Genomic DNA, 17,190 nt, shown 5'->3' with positions numbered 1-17,190 from the left:
TATAAAATTTTCGTTTTTTAATTGCCATTATTAATAAAATTAAACTTATCAAATTTGCTCCTTTAGCATACACCCTTCAATAAGAATAACAAGCTTTTTTACCTTGCCGGGATAGTTAAAGTGTATTGTTTTTATTAAAGACATGACAAATAGGTTAACCTTAACATCAAAAGATTCATAAGATTCATTATGATCCCCATTATTAAAAGAATCATAGAACTCCCTTGAAAGATTTATATAATAAATTCCATCTTTTAAAAAAGAATATAAAAATCTTGCATCACTTAATAAAAATCCAAAAGAAAATCCTTCATTGCTTCCCAAAAGGAAATCTTTTGCTAAAAGATCTAAATTATCTTTCAATTTTTTTTCATCTCTTAAATACCTTAAATTAGAAACAAACCCCTTGCTAGAGTAAAAATAAAAAACCTTTTTTGAAAAAAGATTATCATAATTTAAAAAAACCATACAAATAGAAAACAAAAAACTTGCTGCCAAAATCACTAAAAGCAATCTAACCGTATGCTCTTTTTTTGAATTTAAAAAATTATAAATCACTGTATTATATTTAAAAAATACATCCGAAATATTATTTTTCATAAAAATTTATAAATTTTACCAAAGATTTAAGTATTAGGATATTAAACTTGCTCATGTAATTATAATCCAAAATTAATTTAGCATCTAAAATATTGGACAAAAAACCCATTTCAATCAATACAGCAGGCATACTGCTATTTTTTATTACAAACCACTGCTCTTCTCTAATTGGCCTAATATTAGTTTCGTTTAACTCATTTTTAAATACTTTATACAAAATTTCAGCCAATCTTTTAGATTCATATTTATATTTAATATCTAGTATATCATTAAGCTCACTTAAGTATCTATTACCTTTAATATCATATCCCTTAAAATGTTTAATAACCTCTCTTTTTGAATCCTTAGGAAGATACCAAAACTCAACTCCTCTAGCTTCATTATTTGGAGCATCATTAGCATGTATGGACAAAAATATGACATTATTTGGAAAATTTGGCTTTATTGCATTTGCAAATTCCGACCGCTCTTTTAAAGTTAAAAAAACGTCATTTACACGAGTTAACAAAATATTTTTATTTATAAAATAATTACTTAAAATTTTAGACAAATATATAGAATAAGTTAATGCAAAATCTTTTTCTTGAAGCACAACATCGTAACCATTTATCTTTAAAGTCACAACCGCACCAGCATCATGCCCTCCATGTCCAGGATCAATGATTATTGAAGTAATTCTGGGTTTATTATAACTTTTAAGAGAATTGAAATAATTTTCAATTTGTTTTAAGACCTTTTGGCTTATTAAAATTTCTCCACGAATGTCAATAATTGGGTCTACAAACATATAATAACCAGAAGATGTAAGCGCATATTCAAAACCTAACCTAAAATTTAAATATCCCTTATCATTTTCAATTGTAAAAACATCATTTTCAATGTTTAAATCAAACTTAAAAACATCGGTGTCAAAAAAATCAAGAACATTTAAGTAATCAAGGGTCTTGGAATATAAGCTTAAATATGAAAACAAAATCAAATTAATCAATAATATCATTTTCCCAAAGCTCGATGGCACTCTTTAAGTCTCCTTTGAATCTTAAGCTATTTTTAGCAATTTCACCTTTTATTTCTTTAAACTCTTTTTGAAAGAGAAAGGGATTAATTTTGTATTTTAAACAAATTTTACAAAACCTCAAAAAAGAAAAAACAACGCCATTTCCAACAAAAATTGGGACATAATTCTTAAGTAAAAAAATTAAAAAACTTTTATTTTTGGTCAAATTTTCTGGCGAATTTAATGCAGTATACTGGATTCTTAGCTTTCTATAAATATAGACATGTTCTCCAAAATAAATAGCTCTTAGTCCAAAATCTATTCTTTGAAAATATTCATTTTGAATCCTTCCATCAAAACCTCCAAGCTGTAAAAACTTCTCCTTAGAATAAAGTCCACAATAATCCATGGTAATCAAAGTTTTTTCATAGTCTTTTTCAGAATTTACTAAAATTACCTTAAACTTTTGCTGTTCATCTATGCTGGGAAGAAAAATTGAGGGAATCATCTCTTCTTCTTTGTCAAAAAACTCACCCCCAACAAGAAGAACATTTTTTTTGACTATTTCGTCAAATATATTTGGAATCCAAAAAGGATTTAACAAGTACATATCACTTTGCAAAACAAAAACAAAGTCACAGCTGGATTCTTTCATTGCTAAATTAACCTTTTCTCCAGAATTCAAATCATCAGAAAGTAAAATAAATTTTAACTTACCATAACTTTCTGAGATAAACTGCAAAGAACTTCTATTGCTCTGTTTTTCAATTGAAATTATTTCTCTTATAAAGTCAAAATTTGATAAAAATTCAAACAAATCTTCTCTAAAAATTTTTGTTCCTCTGCTTAATATTACAAAAGAAATTCCAAAAGAAGATTTTTGTGAATAATTATTTTTAGATTGAATAACAGTATATGAATAGCCGCTACCTTGAAGACGCATAAATTACTTTTAAAATCCTCACAATTAAATTATAATAATCATATGTCAAATAATACAATGTTAATTCCAAGAATAATTAATATTAATTCATTATTCTATAGCACGATTATTATCATTTTTACACTCATTTCTTGCAACCATAAGAATATACAGTATGACAAGAGAATTAAAAAATTTTTAGATAAAAACAAAATTGAATATAAAATAGACTCAGAGAATGACTTTATAGCATTTAAAGATATAAACGACAACGAAAGAGAAGAAATAATTATTAGATCAAGGCTAAACTCATATAAAAATTCAAAAATAAGAGAAATATTTGGAATTGTTAAAGTATTTGATGTAAACACACAAAAAATTAAAGAAATATCTGACTCCCTTATGAGCGACAGCTATAATAACAGAGTACTGGGATCATGGGAGATTATTCACAATGCAGAAAGAGGAATTAACTCTTTAGTATATATTGTAAAAGCAGAAGAATTTGCAAGCGAAACACTTTTGCTTGATGCAATTGACGAGATCGCCTCAACAATAACTATTTTTAAGAAAATAATAACAACCAACAACGAAAGCATTGATAATAATGAAGAAAATAATAATGCAAATAAAGCATCAAGTGAACAGTCCTCTTTAAAAAAAGAAAAAACAAATTCAATAAAAGAATCTAATAAAAATGAACTTAAAAAAGATCAAATCGAAGAAGAACTTCAAGAAATTAAAGCCCAATAATTTCAAAATCATTCTACCGATAAAGAATTAATATCAAAGCAAAAATTCACCTTATCGCCTATTTTTATTTGAAATTTAGAAAATGAGCCTCTTGGAAGCTCAAGGGCATACTTTGCTTTATAAATAGAATTAACATTTGCTCTAGAATATGGCTCTAAATCATAAATCTCTTTAATAATTCCATTTGAATCAATATAGGCTATTTCAAGAGGCAAAGGCGTATTTTCCATCCAAAAAGATAACTTTTGCTCTTTTTTAAAAATAAAAAGCATTCCATTTCCATATTCAACTTTTTCGGTGCCCATATAGCCTTTTGCTCTATCAAATTCATTAGATGCTATTTTTATAAAAAACTTAAACCCATTTATCACAACTTTTCTATCATAAAAATGATCAGCGAAAGATAAAAAAGGCATCAACAAAGCTAAACATAAAAACCGTTTTAAAATTTTTTTCAATTATCAACCTTATTAAAAATCATTTATTATAATTTTCAATATAAGATTTTAAGGTCATTCTTAAAATATTTTTATTTAAAACAATAATATACTCACCAAGATCCCACAAATAATTCAAAGGCGTTACCAGAGTAGCCTCGCCAAACTTTTTCTTTACCTCAATAAAAATTGAATACTGAGATATTAATTTTTTATCAAAAACAAAAGTGTATGAAAACATTTTATTTTTGTCAAAATTAAAAACAGCATATTTTAAATGGGTTTTACCAATAAATCGTAAAGTCTGTTTCATGGCATAAGGAAATTCAACTTCTTCAATATCATAATAAAAAATAGTACTCTTGAGAACATTCTCTTTAACAGACTCCATGCTAGAACCCATAACAAAAGATGTAAAAATAGAAAATAAATAAAAAACTGTAATACCCATACAAAGCCTTCAGCCATAAACAATGTAAAGAAAAAGTAGAACAAATAAAAAACTTGAAAATAAATAAAGCAAAATACTAACATTAATCCCAAAATGAAAAAGTCTTATAAAAACTTTAGAAACTACTCCACCACCGGCCATTCTTACTCTTTCTTTTCTTTTAAAAGGTTTTTCTTTAAGCTCTTGAAAGGGACTGTAGTGACAATTAGGACAACCCTCTCCAAAAGCAGAAACTGGGCCTACATGCCGACAATTTGGACATTCTATGTCGCCAAGCTTAGCAGCACAGTTAGGACAAATAGACCTATTAAGCCCAACCTTTTCACCACATTGCTCGCAAAAAACTTCAAAAGTTACTCTTGCCAAATGAAATTTCCTCAAATTTTACTTAAAAATAAAGTATCTAAAATACTATATAATTAATTATAATAAAAAATATATGAATATTACATATTTAAGGAATGCTAAAAGATGAAATCAGGATTTGCAGCAATACTTGGTAGACCATCAACTGGAAAATCTACCCTTTTAAATTCAATATGCGGGCATAAAATATCAATCATATCCCCTATTCCACAAACAACTAGAAATAAAATAAAAGGAATCTTTACCGATGACAGAGGACAAATTATTTTTATAGACACACCAGGATTTCATCTGAGTAAAAAAAAGTTTAATATTGCAATGATGAAAAACATACACTCTTCAATAGGGGAAGTTGAACTTATTCTATACATAATAGATATTCAAGACAAACCTGGAGAAGAGGAAAATAAAATACTAGAAATAATTAAAAACTCTAAAATTAAATTCTTAGTACTACTCAATAAAGTTGATCTTAAAAATACAAAAATAAAAGAAATAACACAATTTCTAAAAGAAAAAGAAATAGAAGATAACAATATAATTAAGATATCTGCTGAAAAAAAAATTAACACAGAAGAATTAAAAAATAAAATTTATGAAAATTTTTCAGAAGGCCCACTTTATTATCCACAAGAATACTACACAGATCAAGAAATAAATTTTAGAATTAGTGAAATAATAAGAGAAAAAGCTATTGAAAACCTAAAAGAAGAACTTCCCTATTCTTTGTATGTAGATATTGATATCTTGGAAAATAAAAAGGGAAGTCTTTTTATCAGAGCCAATATTTTTGTAGCCAATGAAAGTCAAAAAGGAATAATTGTAGGAAAAAACGGAAAAGAAATAAAATCAATAGGAGAAAGGGCAAGAATAACGATTGCAAAAATTTTTGAAACAAAATGCAACCTATTCCTCCAGGTAAAACTTAAAAAAAATTGGAACAAAGAAGACAAACTAATAAAAAGACTTATAAATTAATATTCAACTACAATTTTCTAAAATCTTGAAACTTGAAAAATAAAATGCTAAAATTTGGGTTAGGAATAAAATGTGAAAACGGCGCATTGGGCAGATTTTTATGCAGAAAAAATAAAAAAAGAAAAGGGTCCAAAAAATATATATACAGTAGCATCAGGAATTACTCCATCTGGAACTGTGCACATTGGCAATTTTAGAGAAGTTATCTCGGTAGACCTTGTAGCAAGAGCTTTAAAAGACTCTGGATCGCAAGTAAGATTTATTTATTCTTGGGATAATTACGATGTATTTCGCAAAGTTCCCAAAAATATGCCAGAACAAGAACTTCTTACAACTTATTTAAGGCAAGCAATAACAAGAGTTCCTGACACAAGAGGATATAAAACAAGTTATGCAAGAGCTAATGAAATTGAATTTGAAAAATATCTGCCTATAGTAGGCATCAATCCTGAATTCATTGACCAAAGTAAAAAATATACTAACAGTACTTATGCAAGTCAAATAAAATTCGCACTTAATCATAAAAAAGAACTGGCTGAAGCATTAAACGAATATAGAACTTCAAAGCTTGAAGAAAATTGGTATCCAATCAGTATATTTTGTACAAAATGTAATAGAGATACAACAACTGTAAATAATTATGACAATCATTACTCTGTTAAGTACTCATGTGAATGTGGAAATCAAGAATCTCTAGACATAAGGACTACATGGGCCATTAAGCTTCCCTGGAGAATAGATTGGCCTATGAGATGGAAATATGAAAAAGTTGACTTTGAACCTGCAGGAAAAGATCACCACAGCAGTGGTGGTAGTTTTGACACATCTAAAAATATTGTAAAAATTTTTCAAGGCAGTCCACCTGTAACATTTCAATATGACTTTATTTCAATAAAAGGACGTGGTGGGAAAATATCATCCTCATTAGGAGATGTCATATCACTCAAAGATGTTCTTGAAATCTACACGCCTGAGGTCACAAGATTTTTATTTGCCGCTACAAAGCCAAATACTGAATTTTCGATCTCATTTGATCTTGACGTAATTAAAATATACGAAGATTACGACAGATTTGAGAGGATCTACTATGGAGTAGAAGATATAAAAGAAGAAAAAAAAAGATCATTTAAAAGAATTTATGAGCTATCTCAACCATATATGCCAAGTAAAAGAATCCCTTATCAAATTGGATTTAGACATTTAAGTGTAATCTGTCAAATATTTGAAAATAATATAAATAAAATTCTAAATTACTTAAAAAACGTTCAAGACGATCAGAAAGATAAACTAATAAATAAGATCAAATGTGTAATTAATTGGATAAAAGATTTTGCACCCGAGGATTTCAAATTTTTATTAAGATCTAAATTTGATAATATAGAAATACTAAAAGAAGATAACAAAAAGGCAATTAGTGAGCTTTTGGATTCCTTAAAGAAAAATTTTGAAGTTGCTACAGAGCAAGACATTCAAAACGAAATATATAAAATTTCAAGAGAAAATAATATAGAACCCGCTTTGTTCTTTAAACAAATTTATAAAATTTTAATCGACAAAGAAAAAGGGCCCAAATTAGCCGGATTTATTAAAATAATTGGTATTGACCGCTTTGAAAAGATTGTAAGCAAATATATTTAAACCTTAAAATGATAAAAAAAATAAGCCATAAATACGGCTTATTAACACTTTAATAGTAATAGACTATTACTTTAACTTTCCTTGACTAGCAACAGATTCCATTGCACTTTTAATCTTACTTTCATCACCTAAATAGTAATGTTTAATAGGATTTAAATCTTTATCTAATTCATAAACTAAAGGAATACCCGTAGGAATGTTAAGCTTTAAAACATCTTCTTCGCTTAAATTATCAAGATATTTAACAAGAGCTCTTAAAGAATTGCCATGAGCAGCAACAATAACTTTTTTACCCCCAAGAACTTCTTTTGCAATCTCATCAGTCCAATAAGGAATAACTCTTGTAACAGTATCTTTAAGGCATTCTGTTGAAGGAAGCTCCCTTTTAGGAATATATTTATATCTTGGATCTTTTATTGGATGACGATCTTCAGACTCATCTAAAGACATTGGGGGCACATCATAACTGCGTCTCCAAATTAAAACTTTACCTTCCCCATATTTTGCAGCTGTTTCTGACTTATTTAAACCTTGTAAAGCTCCATAGTGCCTCTCATTTAATCTCCAGGTTTTTTTTACACTAATATAAGATTGCCCCAATTCTCGCAAAATAATATTTAAAGTATCATTAGCCCTTGACAATAAAGAACTAAAAGCAATATCAAAAGAATAGCCTTCTTGCTTTAGGAGCAAACCTGCTTCTAAAGCCTCATTGATACCCTTGTCAGAAAGTTTAACATCTGTCCAACCAGTAAAAAGATTTTCTTTGTTCCATTCACTCTCTCCATGCCTCACTAAAACTAATTTATACATAAAATCTCCTAGCATATTATTTTATTTACTAATACTAATAATTATAAATTAGCACGAAATCTAGTCAAGATTTCAATCTTAATTAAACAATGATATACTTTAAAATGCATTGGGTTTTAAATCCATTAAAGCAAGGAAAAAAATTTATGGAAAATCAAAAAATGTTGGTAGCAAAATACGCAATTGATCGCTACATCAAAAGCAATATGAACCTTGGGGTTGGAACAGGTACAACTATTTATTATGCAATAAAATATTTAAGCGAAAAGATAAAATCGGGCAACCTAAAAAATTTAAAACTCTATGCAACAAGTAGCGATACAAAATATTTACTATCAAAAGAACAAATTCCTTGTGAATCAAATTTTTCAAAACTTAATAAAAATCTAGACATTGCAATTGATGGAGCTGATGAAATTCTATTAGAAAAAAAAAGCTTAATAAAAGGAATGGGAGGCGCACATCTAATGGAGAAAGTAATAGCTTACAATTCAGAAACATTGCTAATAATAGCAGATGAAACAAAAATTGTAAAAAAATTGGGAACAAAAATGTCTATTCCCATAGAAGTTGCCCAAAATGCAGTTGGATTTATTATGACCAGGCTTGAAGAAATGAATTTAGACACAACCTTAAGAGTTTGTAAGGAAAAAAAAGGACCTATTATAACTGACAATAATAATTATATTTTAGATGTAAAAATGCACGTAGAAAATCCCGAAGGAACAGAAAAATACTTCAAACTATTTCCAGGTATACTTGAGATTGGAATATTCAATCATAAAAACACAAAAATAGTTTATTACCAAAACAAACAAATCAAGGAAGCCTAAACTTAACTTTAAAAACGTTATCATTAAAATAGTTCATAATTTTTAATAAATAAAAATCTAACTTAAATCTTTCTCGCCCTTTTAATAACATAATATTATTATCAAAAACAAACTTTTTACTTAAATTTGAACAATAATTAATAAAATGAAAAAATTGTTTGTCATTATACTCAAATCTAAGCCTAAGAGACCGCAAATTAACACCTTGAATAGTTCCAAGTCCTTGAATAAAATGATAAATAAAAAACTCTAAATCCTCTAACAATTCAAACTTTGCCAAGTGATTACTTGCTTTTACAAAACCACTATCTTTTCTAATCAAAGCTCTTACATTATTATTCTTATCATTACAGAAAAGCAAGCTTACAGCGTGCAATCCTAATCCTAAATACGGTTTTAACTCCCAATTTAATTTATTATGCTTACTCTCATGACCCTTTAACATAAAATTGGTAATTTCATAATTAATGTAGCCATTGGACTCTAAATATTCAAGAGCATAAAACCATAGCTTTTCTGAATCAATGCCGCTATCAAAATCCCTCAAGGTAAGGTCTTGCTCTTCACATATAAAATCACTAAAACAAATATGTTCAGGTATATATGAGAGTAATTCTTTTAAATCTCGCTTGAGATCAGATTTTTTTTGGAAAGGAATATTAATAGTCATATCAATATTTAAATCAAAAGAAAACTTTCTAATATTTTTAATTAGAATATTTATTTTCTCATAAGAAATTTCGGGTATCCCCATAATCTTTCTAAATTTTAAAGAAAAACTTTGAACACTAAGATTAATTCGAGTAATACAAAATTCATCCAAAAGTTTGAATTTTTCAAAATCAACATAACCTGGAATAATTTCTAAAGTAAATTCTTCTAATAAAGCCAAATTAATATATTTGGACAAAGAAGTGAAAATAAATTTTAAACTATCCTGCCTACATAAACAAAAATTTACATGCTTAATGTAAAGTGTTTTTATAATTGGATGACCTAATAAGGTTAAATAATATTTCAATTCCCCTAAAATTCTATTAAAAATGCTAAAATCTTTACAACAAAATGACATATTAATATAAAGACTTAACTCGAAAAGAGGTAAAAGATCTACTCTCATAATTGGTCTTTTAAAAATTTAAATTTAATTATAACATATATAAAGTATAAATATTAAATTTTATTTCAAAAAATATAGTAAATAAAGGGATTTGAAGGAGATTTTTTAATGGCAAAAGATTACTATAATATACTTGAAATACAAAAAAATGCTAGTAATGAAGAAATTAAAAAAGCTTACAAAAAATTGGCAATAAAATATCACCCGGACAAAAACAAAGGAAACAAAATAGCTGAAGAAAAGTTTAAAGAAATAAATGAAGCCTATGAAATTTTATCTTCTCCTGATAAAAAAAGAAATTACGACGCTTTGGGTAGCACCAATTTTAATGGCAACAACGACCATTTTGAAAGAGAATTTAATGGCTCAAGATTTAGCAATTTTGAAGATTTAGATTTTTTTTCCAAAATATTTACTGGATCTTCAAGAAAAACAGCAGACAAAGAAATAACTTTAAATATTTCACTTTATGATGCTTATATGGGAAGTAAAAAAACAATACTTATAAACAACAAAAAAGTCGAAGTAATAATCCCAAAAGGAACATTAGAAACAACTAAAATAAAAATAAACAATAAAGGCCCTATTAATCCAATTTCTGGAACAAAAGAGATCTTAATAGTCAAATTTAACATATCAAGCTATAAAAAATTTAAACTGAATGGAAAAACCTTAGAAACAACAATAGAAGTTTATCCATGGGAAATAGCTCTAGGTTGCGAAAAACTATTTGAAACAATTGAAGGAAAAAAAATAAAACTTAAAATTCCTTCGGATGCACAAAATGGAGAAATTTTAAACTTAAAAGAACTAGGAATGCCTATAATTGGAAGCAACTCAAAAAGGGACCTTAAAGTCACTTTGATAGTAAAAATTCCAAAAATAATAAATAATGAAGTAAAAGCTATTTACGAAAGATTAAAAGAGATATATGACTAAAGTATTTCTGAAAATAAATGACCAAAGTTTTTTAAATTTGCCTCCCAACCTGACCTATATTCATTAAATTTATTTATCTTAGACTCATATTCTTTGATTCCATCCTCAATATTATCAAAATTCTTAGCAATATCCACTGAAAATTGAAAAACATCGCCTTGTCGAGGGGCAAGAGTAAAAAAGGCAAATTTCCAATTTCCAGAATTTATAGTAGATATTATCCTTTTTTGGAAAACATAATCAGATATTAAAACAAATTTTTGAAATTCTTTTCTTCTTAAATAAATAAGCTCATTCCACTCATTAAAAATAGCATCAGGCAATTCATTTAAACCTATCTCAATTATATTATTAATAGATAAAAGAATTTGTAAAATTTCCAATAAATTCAAATAATAGCTATCAAAACATTGAATTGTAATCTCAAGCAAAGCAATTTTTATAAGCAGCTTAGAAATGTCAAGACTATGATCTTTCATGATTTTATCAATTCTATCTTTTGTGTGGTCTATAATAAATTTCTTATGGGTTTCTTTAATGTTGCTACTTTTCTTAATTTGCTCTACTTTTTCATAATAATCATTAATTTCTTTATTAATTACATCTAAATTATTACTATTGGCCTCATTAGAAAAAAAATCCAACGAATTACTAAGTCGATCTAAAAACTCTTCTTGAATAAAGAATGTAGCAATTCTTATGCAAGAAAATGGAGCTTTACTCTTTTTTTCAAAATTTTCAATTTTTTGTTTAAGATCTACTCTAAAATTCAAATATTTAAGTTTATCTAAAAATTTATTAAAATGAGAAACATCTTCTAACAATTCATCTTCTTGAATGTCTAAAAATTCTGAATTAGGATGATATTTTTTTATTAAATTCTTAATAATCAGCAAAGTATCTAAAAAAATAGCTTTATTAGCATCCCAAGATTTACTGATACTGGGATTAAAATCCTTATAAATCTTATCCAAAAACACAAGTTTATCTTTAAGTAAATTAGCATCGTTAATAAGGCTAGACTGTTCTCGATAAGAATAATAATTTATTAAACTATACCTAAAAATACTAAAATTAAGATATTTTTGAAAATCAAAAAATCTATAAAATCCCAATGAACCGAAATCAAAAAACTTCATGTCGCAATATCATCTTATTTAAGATCTACTTTATCTTTTTATACAGATTTAAAAGTATTGGAGATGCTATGAACACAGAAGAATAAGTTCCAACAATTACACCTACCATAAATACCAAAGAAAAATCTTTTATAGACCCTTCAGTAAACACATAAATAGAAAATACTGCAACAAATGTTGTAACTGACGTCAAAACAGTTCTTGATAAAGTTTGACTAATACTTATATTTAATACATTTAAAAATGTGTTATCGGTTAATCGCCTAACATTATCCCTAATCCTATCAAAAATAATTATTGTGTCGTTTAAAGAATATCCAATAATGGTTAGTATTGCCACAATAATATAACTATTGATCTCTATTCTAAATACCCCTAAAAAAGCAACTATAAAAAATATATCATGAAATGTTGCAAGTATGGAAGCAATAGCATAACTTAGTTTAAATCTTAAAGTTATATAAATCAAAATCAGAGTAAATGTTCCTAATACTAAAAGTATAGACTTAATTCTCAAAGTAGAAGAAAAGCTTGAATCAATAAAATAAGAATCTAAAACTTCAATATTGGTATTAAATGTTTTTTTAAGTTCGTCCATTATTGTTTTTTGAACTTCTGTTTTAAAAGCATAATCAATAATATCTGACTTTACCATAATAGAGAATTCGCTTTTATTCTCATTGGGTGAAAAAATGCTATTGACATCTAAAGCCTTATAAATAGGAGAGAATATTCTTTTAATTTCATTTTCTTTAATATCTGATTTTTCTATTGAAAGATTAATATTAACTCTAGGAGAAAAATCTATTCCCCAATTGTATCCACCATGATAAAAAAAGGTATAAATAAGCCCAATAAAAGTCAAAATAACACTAACAATTAAAAAATTGCTTCCATATTTTGAAAAATTAATTACTCTTTGCATATTTTGAACTCCAAGATATACTTATAAATTTGCTTTTTCTAGCAGATATGATCAATTCCAAAATAAATCTTGAAAAAATCAAACTACTAAAAAGAGATGCCACAATTCCAACAGAAAGAGACCATGCAAAACCTTGAATAACTCCTGTCCCAAGAAGAGTTAAAAAAAGCACTGCAATAAATGTCGTTATATTTGCATCCATAATAGATAAAAAGGCTTTTTTAAAACCATCTTCAAACGCATTTTCAAATTTTCTGCCTTCTCTAATTTCTTCTTTAATTCTTTCATAAATAACTATATTTATGTCCACAGCCATACCCATTGTCAAAATAAGACCTGCAATACTTGTTAAAGTTAAAGTAAAATTAAAGGCAGACAATATTGCTAAAATTAAAAATACATTATAAATAACAAGTGAAAATCCAGCTACAACGCCACTCAAACCATAATAAATACACATAAATAAAAAAACTAAACAAAGAGCAAGTGCAGAAGATTTAATACCGAGATCAACAGTCTTAGCACCAAGAGTAGGCCCTATTATTCTCAAATCATCTATTTTAATATCAACCGGAAAGGCTGCAGTTTTAAACACCAAAGCAAGATCTAAGGCCTCTTTTTTATCAAAAGAATCGCCTTGAATTGAAACATTGCCTCCAGTAATAGCGTACCCAATTCCTGCTACAGACTTAATTTTACCTTCCATAACAACGGCCAAAGACTTTCCAACATTTTTTTGAGTAAATTTAAAAAATTTTTCACTCCCATCAACATCAAGATTAAAAGCAACAATATCTCGGCCTGTTCTAGGGTCATTAGAAACCCCGGCATCTTTAATATGAGCACCATCAAATGAATTTTCAGGACTTGCATCAACTACATAATAACGCACTGATGACTCATCATCCACTCCATAAGAATCCTTAACATACCAAGGAAAAATTTGCTTACTATCTGGAAGGTTCATATTTTTCTGAATTTCGGAAATAGAAAAAAGAGAGCCTGCTTCTAATATTTTTTTATGTAAAAGAGATGTAAGTTCGTCATCAACCACATAAAAAGTTAAATTGCCTTTCCCACTCAAAAGAGTGCTTACCCTACTTTCATCTTTTTCTCCAGGAATATCTAAGAAAATTTTATTTCCTCCAGCCTCTCTTGCAATTTTAGGCTCTGTAAGCCCAAACCTATCCACCCTATCCTTAAGAATTTGCATTATGCGGTAAATAGCATCTTCTTTCTCAGCAAAGGTCAAAGAACGACCTAATTTTTTTTCAACACTTGAATAATCAAGAGAAATGGTAACACTCATACCTCCAGACAGATCAAGCCCAAGATGTATTATTCTGCTTTTACTCTTCTTTATGTTCTCATAATGTCTATAAATCTCTAAACTTACTTCTCCCATATCCGAATCGGTCAAAAATCCTTCACGCAAAGATTTAGCAGTAAAAAAATTGGGCGGAATTTTCATTGAAGACTTATAATTATTTTTTGCTATCGGAATCAAATAAGAAAGATTAGACGGAATACTGCTATTGGGATCTTTATGATACAACTCCTTAAGCTTAACAAGATCATCCAAAGCTTTTTTCTTTGAGTAATCCCTCAAAGCCTCTTGTGAATATGAGCTTATCTTTTTATCCTCAATACTCATTAAAAAATACCACTTTAAAGTCGGGAATATTAAAAGACATGCAAAAAGCGTCACCAACAATATCAATATGAGCTTAGATCCTTTTTTCATTATACAAATCCTTAAAATTTTTAATAAATACCATTATTAGCTAACAGTTTTAATTTTACCTTAAATTATATAATACCTTATAGCACCTTTTTAACTTCATTTTTTTCAGACAAAACTTTATCAATAGAGTTTTTTACAAATACTGCTTCGATATTTGGATTTAATTCTAAAATAACATTCGTATCACCTAATTTTTTTACAACTCCAAAAATTCCACCTATTGTTAATACCTTATCGCCTTTTTTTAAATTTTTTATCATTTCTTTTTTATTCTTTTCTTCCTTGCGCTGAGGAAATATTACTAAAAACCAAAATATAGCAATAACAGGCAAAAAAACCAATAAACTTCGAAAAAAGATGCTATTGCTGCTAAATTCTTGCAATAAAAACACAAACCCTCCCCTTACTATACATATGTCACTTTTATCTTATTAATATCATCAGGATAAACTACCCCAAATAAAAGCTTAAAGTCGTCTTTTTTGGTATAATTAGAATTACTTATTTTATTATACTCTTCAATTAAATAATTAATAAGAGCATCGTCATTTCTATAAAGAGCTTTGCTAAAGGCACTTCTATAAAGACCAAGTTCAAAAAGTTTCTTAACGCTTTTACCTTTGTTTTCCCTTAAAAGATGCCTATCTACTATTGCTTTTGAACAATCATAGCCTATACAAAAAACAAATTCATCCTCACTCAAAACAAATTCCTTTGAATAATAAAATATTTCACCGGCAAAAACAAAAGTTCACCGGTGAAACTTTAATTTACATCATTCCCATTCCCGGGTCCATAGGATAACCACCGCCACCAGAAGTATTTTTCTCTTCTTTAATATCGGTGATTGCGCATTCTGTTGTTAATAAAAGCCCAGCAATTGAAGCAGCATTTTGAAGCGCGCTTCTTGTAACCTTAGCAGGATCAATTATTCCACTCTCAATCATATTTACCCACTTGAAGCTGGAAGCATCAAACCCAAGCCCCTTTTTCTCAGTTTTAATTTGATGGATATAAATAGATCCTTCAAAACCAGCATTTGAAATAATCTGTCTCATTGGCTCTTCAAGACTTCTTTTTACAATCTCAAAACCTTGCTTTTCCTCATAGCTTAATTTGCTTGTATCTATTGTATCCAAATACATGGCAACTTCAATAAGAGTTGATCCGCCACCAGGCACAACACCCTCTTCAACAGCAGCGCGAGTTGCAGAAAGAGCATCTTCAACTCTATGTTTTTTTTCCTTAAGCTCTACTTCAGTAACAGCTCCAACATTAATAACCGCAACTCCGCCAACAAGCTTTGCAAGACGTTCTTGAAGTTTTTCTTTATCATATTCAGATGTTGAATCTTCAATTTGTTTTTTAATAAGCTCTGAACGCTCTTTTATTTGCTCTTTATTGCCGGTATTAATAATAGTAGTATTGTCCTTATCAACCTTAATAGTTTTAGCCTGTCCAAGTTGCTCAATTTCAACTGTCTCAAGAGTAATACCTAGCTCCTCACTGATTAAAACACCACCGGTAAGCACTGCAATATCCTCAAGCATTGCTTTTCGTCTATCACCAAAACCAGGCGATTTAATTGCACAAACTTTCAAGGCTCCTCTAACGCTATTTAAAACAAGAGCGGCAAGAGCATCCCCTTCAATGTCCTCAGCAATAATTAATAAAGGTTTATTTGTTCCTAAAACTTTCTCAAGAACTGGTAAAAGCTCTTTAATAGAACTAATTTTCTTCTCATATATTAATATAAAAGCATCATCAAAGCTAACGCTCATATTCTCTTTATTGGTGGAAAAATAAGGAGAAAGATATCCTCTGTCAAATTGCATACCCTCAACATAAGAAATCGTAGTATCAAAAGTTTTTGACTCTTCAACTGTTATAACCCCATCTTTTCCAACTTTATCCATTGCCTCAGCAATTTTTTCACCTATATAACTGTCATTATTAGCAGAAATTGAAGCTACTTGTGCAATCTCTTCTTTTGTTGTGATTTTCTTTGCAGACTGACGAATTTTCTCAGCAGCTAAATTTACAGCATGATCTATTCCCTTTTTTATTCCAATAGGATTAATTCCTGAAGACACATTCTTAAGGCCTTCTCTTGCAATAGCATAAGCAAGAACAGTAGCAGTTGTTGTTCCATCGCCGGCAACATCATTTGTTTTAATAGCAACTTCCTTTAAAAGCTGCGCTCCCATATTTTCAAACGGATTTTCAAGCTCAATCTCGCGAGCAACGCTAACCCCATCTTTTGTAACCGTTGGAGAACCGAACTTTTTATCAATAAGAACATTTCTCCCTTTTGGCCCAAGAGTTACTTTTACAGCATTGGATAATTTTTCAACGCCACTAAGTAAGCTTTTTCTAGCATCTTCATTAAAATATATGTCTTTAGCCATAAAAATTTTACCCCTTTTTATACATAAAATAATTTATATTTAACAATATAAGATTAACATAAACTTAATACATTCGCTATAGAGTATTACTTCTGTATATCAAAAAATACAAAATATACAAAGCCAG

General features: G+C 28.3%; 19 protein-coding genes. 5 read left to right on the top strand and 14 right to left on the bottom strand.

The window, feature by feature from the left end; all coding sequences use genetic code 11:
• Positions 1-48 precede the first annotated feature (48 nt).
• Genes BG_RS03350 through BG_RS03340 form a run of 3 tightly spaced genes read right to left on the bottom strand, consistent with a single transcriptional unit; the run spans position 49 to position 2,540 of the window.
• Positions 49-600 (bottom strand): hypothetical protein, encoded by a 552-nt coding sequence (locus tag BG_RS03350; RefSeq protein WP_011193973.1) that lies wholly within the window; start codon positions 598-600, stop codon positions 49-51.
• Complete coding sequence (locus BG_RS03345) at positions 590-1,588, bottom strand: N-acetylmuramoyl-L-alanine amidase (protein ID WP_044007961.1); 999 nt, start codon at positions 1,586-1,588, stop codon at positions 590-592. The genes BG_RS03350 and BG_RS03345 overlap by 11 nt, the downstream gene beginning before the upstream one ends.
• The gene (locus tag BG_RS03340; protein WP_011193971.1) at positions 1,581-2,540 is read right to left on the bottom strand and encodes a glycosyltransferase family protein; all 960 of its coding nucleotides are present in this window, start codon (positions 2,538-2,540) and stop codon (positions 1,581-1,583) included. The genes BG_RS03345 and BG_RS03340 overlap by 8 nt, the downstream gene beginning before the upstream one ends.
• A gap of 57 nt (positions 2,541-2,597) precedes the next feature.
• Here BG_RS03340 and BG_RS03335 point away from each other — a divergent pair, with 57 nt between their 5' ends.
• The gene (locus BG_RS03335) at positions 2,598-3,272 is read left to right on the top strand and encodes a hypothetical protein (protein WP_044007921.1); all 675 of its coding nucleotides are present in this window, start codon (positions 2,598-2,600) and stop codon (positions 3,270-3,272) included.
• Positions 3,273-3,280: 8 nt separating this feature from the next.
• Here the strand turns inward: BG_RS03335 and BG_RS03330 are convergent, their stop codons facing one another.
• Genes BG_RS03330 through BG_RS03320 form a run of 3 tightly spaced genes read right to left on the bottom strand, consistent with a single transcriptional unit; the run spans position 3,281 to position 4,526 of the window.
• Positions 3,281-3,730: a DUF192 domain-containing protein gene (locus BG_RS03330; RefSeq protein WP_044007920.1), complete on the bottom strand. Its 450-nt coding sequence runs from the start codon at positions 3,728-3,730 to the stop codon at positions 3,281-3,283.
• 19 nt (positions 3,731-3,749) lie between these two features.
• On the bottom strand, positions 3,750-4,160 hold the full coding sequence (locus BG_RS03325; RefSeq protein WP_011193968.1) for a hypothetical protein: 411 nt from the start codon (positions 4,158-4,160) through the stop codon (positions 3,750-3,752).
• A gap of 9 nt (positions 4,161-4,169) precedes the next feature.
• A complete protein-coding gene (locus tag BG_RS03320; protein ID WP_011193967.1) occupies positions 4,170-4,526 on the bottom strand; it encodes a hypothetical protein in 357 nt (118 codons plus the stop codon).
• A gap of 105 nt (positions 4,527-4,631) precedes the next feature.
• On the opposite strand from BG_RS03320, the gene era reads away from it, so the two are divergent.
• The gene (gene era, locus BG_RS03315) at positions 4,632-5,504 is read left to right on the top strand and encodes a GTPase Era (RefSeq protein WP_011193966.1); all 873 of its coding nucleotides are present in this window, start codon (positions 4,632-4,634) and stop codon (positions 5,502-5,504) included.
• Between the two features lie 72 nt (positions 5,505-5,576).
• Complete coding sequence (gene lysS / locus BG_RS03310) at positions 5,577-7,142, top strand: lysine--tRNA ligase (RefSeq protein WP_011193965.1); 1,566 nt, start codon at positions 5,577-5,579, stop codon at positions 7,140-7,142.
• Between the two features lie 66 nt (positions 7,143-7,208).
• On the opposite strand, the gene gpmA is transcribed toward lysS, so the two are convergent.
• Complete coding sequence (gpmA, locus tag BG_RS03305; protein ID WP_011193964.1) at positions 7,209-7,955, bottom strand: 2,3-diphosphoglycerate-dependent phosphoglycerate mutase; 747 nt, start codon at positions 7,953-7,955, stop codon at positions 7,209-7,211.
• Positions 7,956-8,101: 146 nt separating this feature from the next.
• Here gpmA and rpiA point away from each other — a divergent pair, with 146 nt between their 5' ends.
• A complete protein-coding gene (rpiA, locus tag BG_RS03300; protein WP_011193963.1) occupies positions 8,102-8,788 on the top strand; it encodes a ribose 5-phosphate isomerase A in 687 nt (228 codons plus the stop codon).
• Here rpiA and psgB read toward each other — a convergent pair.
• Positions 8,775-9,908 carry a HemN-related non-iron pseudo-SAM protein PsgB gene (psgB, locus tag BG_RS03295; protein ID WP_011193962.1) on the bottom strand — a complete coding sequence of 378 codons (1,134 nt, stop codon included), beginning with the start codon at positions 9,906-9,908 and terminating at the stop codon, positions 8,775-8,777. The genes rpiA and psgB overlap by 14 nt on opposite strands.
• 108 nt (positions 9,909-10,016) lie before the next feature.
• Here psgB and BG_RS03290 point away from each other — a divergent pair, with 108 nt between their 5' ends.
• A complete protein-coding gene (locus tag BG_RS03290; protein ID WP_011193961.1) occupies positions 10,017-10,847 on the top strand; it encodes a DnaJ domain-containing protein in 831 nt (276 codons plus the stop codon).
• On the opposite strand, the gene BG_RS03285 is transcribed toward BG_RS03290, so the two are convergent.
• The 6 genes from BG_RS03285 to groL form a co-directional block, all read right to left on the bottom strand.
• On the bottom strand, positions 10,844-11,986 hold the full coding sequence (locus BG_RS03285; RefSeq protein ID WP_011193960.1) for a hypothetical protein: 1,143 nt from the start codon (positions 11,984-11,986) through the stop codon (positions 10,844-10,846). The two genes, BG_RS03290 and BG_RS03285, sit on opposite strands and share 4 nt — an antisense overlap.
• A gap of 25 nt (positions 11,987-12,011) precedes the next feature.
• Positions 12,012-12,911 carry a protein translocase subunit SecF gene (gene secF, locus BG_RS03280; protein WP_011193959.1) on the bottom strand — a complete coding sequence of 300 codons (900 nt, stop codon included), beginning with the start codon at positions 12,909-12,911 and terminating at the stop codon, positions 12,012-12,014.
• Positions 12,895-14,655: a protein translocase subunit SecD gene (gene secD, locus BG_RS03275; protein ID WP_011193958.1), complete on the bottom strand. Its 1,761-nt coding sequence runs from the start codon at positions 14,653-14,655 to the stop codon at positions 12,895-12,897. The genes secF and secD overlap by 17 nt, the downstream gene beginning before the upstream one ends.
• A gap of 77 nt (positions 14,656-14,732) precedes the next feature.
• A complete protein-coding gene (gene yajC, locus BG_RS03270) occupies positions 14,733-15,047 on the bottom strand; it encodes a preprotein translocase subunit YajC (RefSeq protein ID WP_011193957.1) in 315 nt (104 codons plus the stop codon).
• A gap of 14 nt (positions 15,048-15,061) precedes the next feature.
• Complete coding sequence (locus BG_RS03265; protein WP_011193956.1) at positions 15,062-15,358, bottom strand: hypothetical protein; 297 nt, start codon at positions 15,356-15,358, stop codon at positions 15,062-15,064.
• Positions 15,359-15,425: 67 nt separating this feature from the next.
• On the bottom strand, positions 15,426-17,063 hold the full coding sequence (gene groL / locus BG_RS03260) for a chaperonin GroEL (protein ID WP_011193955.1): 1,638 nt from the start codon (positions 17,061-17,063) through the stop codon (positions 15,426-15,428).
• Positions 17,064-17,190 lie beyond the last annotated feature (127 nt).

The sequence above is a fragment of the Borreliella bavariensis PBi genome, from assembly GCF_000196215.1.
Lineage (GTDB): Bacteria > Spirochaetota > Spirochaetia > Borreliales > Borreliaceae > Borreliella > Borreliella garinii.
This window is presented reverse-complemented; position numbering and strand designations above follow the sequence as displayed.

Bases quoted from the DNA above. Each gene is read 5' to 3' on its own strand.
- BG_RS03350 (WP_011193973.1), bottom strand. From the start codon at position 600: ATGAAAAATAATATTTCGGATGTATTTTTTAAATATAATACAGTGATT.
- BG_RS03340 (WP_011193971.1), bottom strand. From the start codon at position 2,540: ATGCGTCTTCAAGGTAGCGGCTATTCATATACTGTTATTCAATCTAAA.
- BG_RS03335 (WP_044007921.1), top strand. From the start codon at position 2,598: ATGTTAATTCCAAGAATAATTAATATTAATTCATTATTCTATAGCACG.
- BG_RS03325 (WP_011193968.1), bottom strand. From the start codon at position 4,160: ATGGGTATTACAGTTTTTTATTTATTTTCTATTTTTACATCTTTTGTT.
- era (WP_011193966.1), top strand. From the start codon at position 4,632: ATGAAATCAGGATTTGCAGCAATACTTGGTAGACCATCAACTGGAAAA.
- gpmA (WP_011193964.1), bottom strand. From the start codon at position 7,955: ATGTATAAATTAGTTTTAGTGAGGCATGGAGAGAGTGAATGGAACAAA.
- rpiA (WP_011193963.1), top strand. From the start codon at position 8,102: ATGGAAAATCAAAAAATGTTGGTAGCAAAATACGCAATTGATCGCTAC.
- psgB (WP_011193962.1), bottom strand. From the start codon at position 9,908: ATGAGAGTAGATCTTTTACCTCTTTTCGAGTTAAGTCTTTATATTAAT.
- BG_RS03290 (WP_011193961.1), top strand. From the start codon at position 10,017: ATGGCAAAAGATTACTATAATATACTTGAAATACAAAAAAATGCTAGT.
- BG_RS03285 (WP_011193960.1), bottom strand. From the start codon at position 11,986: ATGAAGTTTTTTGATTTCGGTTCATTGGGATTTTATAGATTTTTTGAT.
- secF (WP_011193959.1), bottom strand. From the start codon at position 12,911: ATGCAAAGAGTAATTAATTTTTCAAAATATGGAAGCAATTTTTTAATT.
- secD (WP_011193958.1), bottom strand. From the start codon at position 14,655: ATGAAAAAAGGATCTAAGCTCATATTGATATTGTTGGTGACGCTTTTT.
- groL (WP_011193955.1), bottom strand. From the start codon at position 17,063: ATGGCTAAAGACATATATTTTAATGAAGATGCTAGAAAAAGCTTACTT.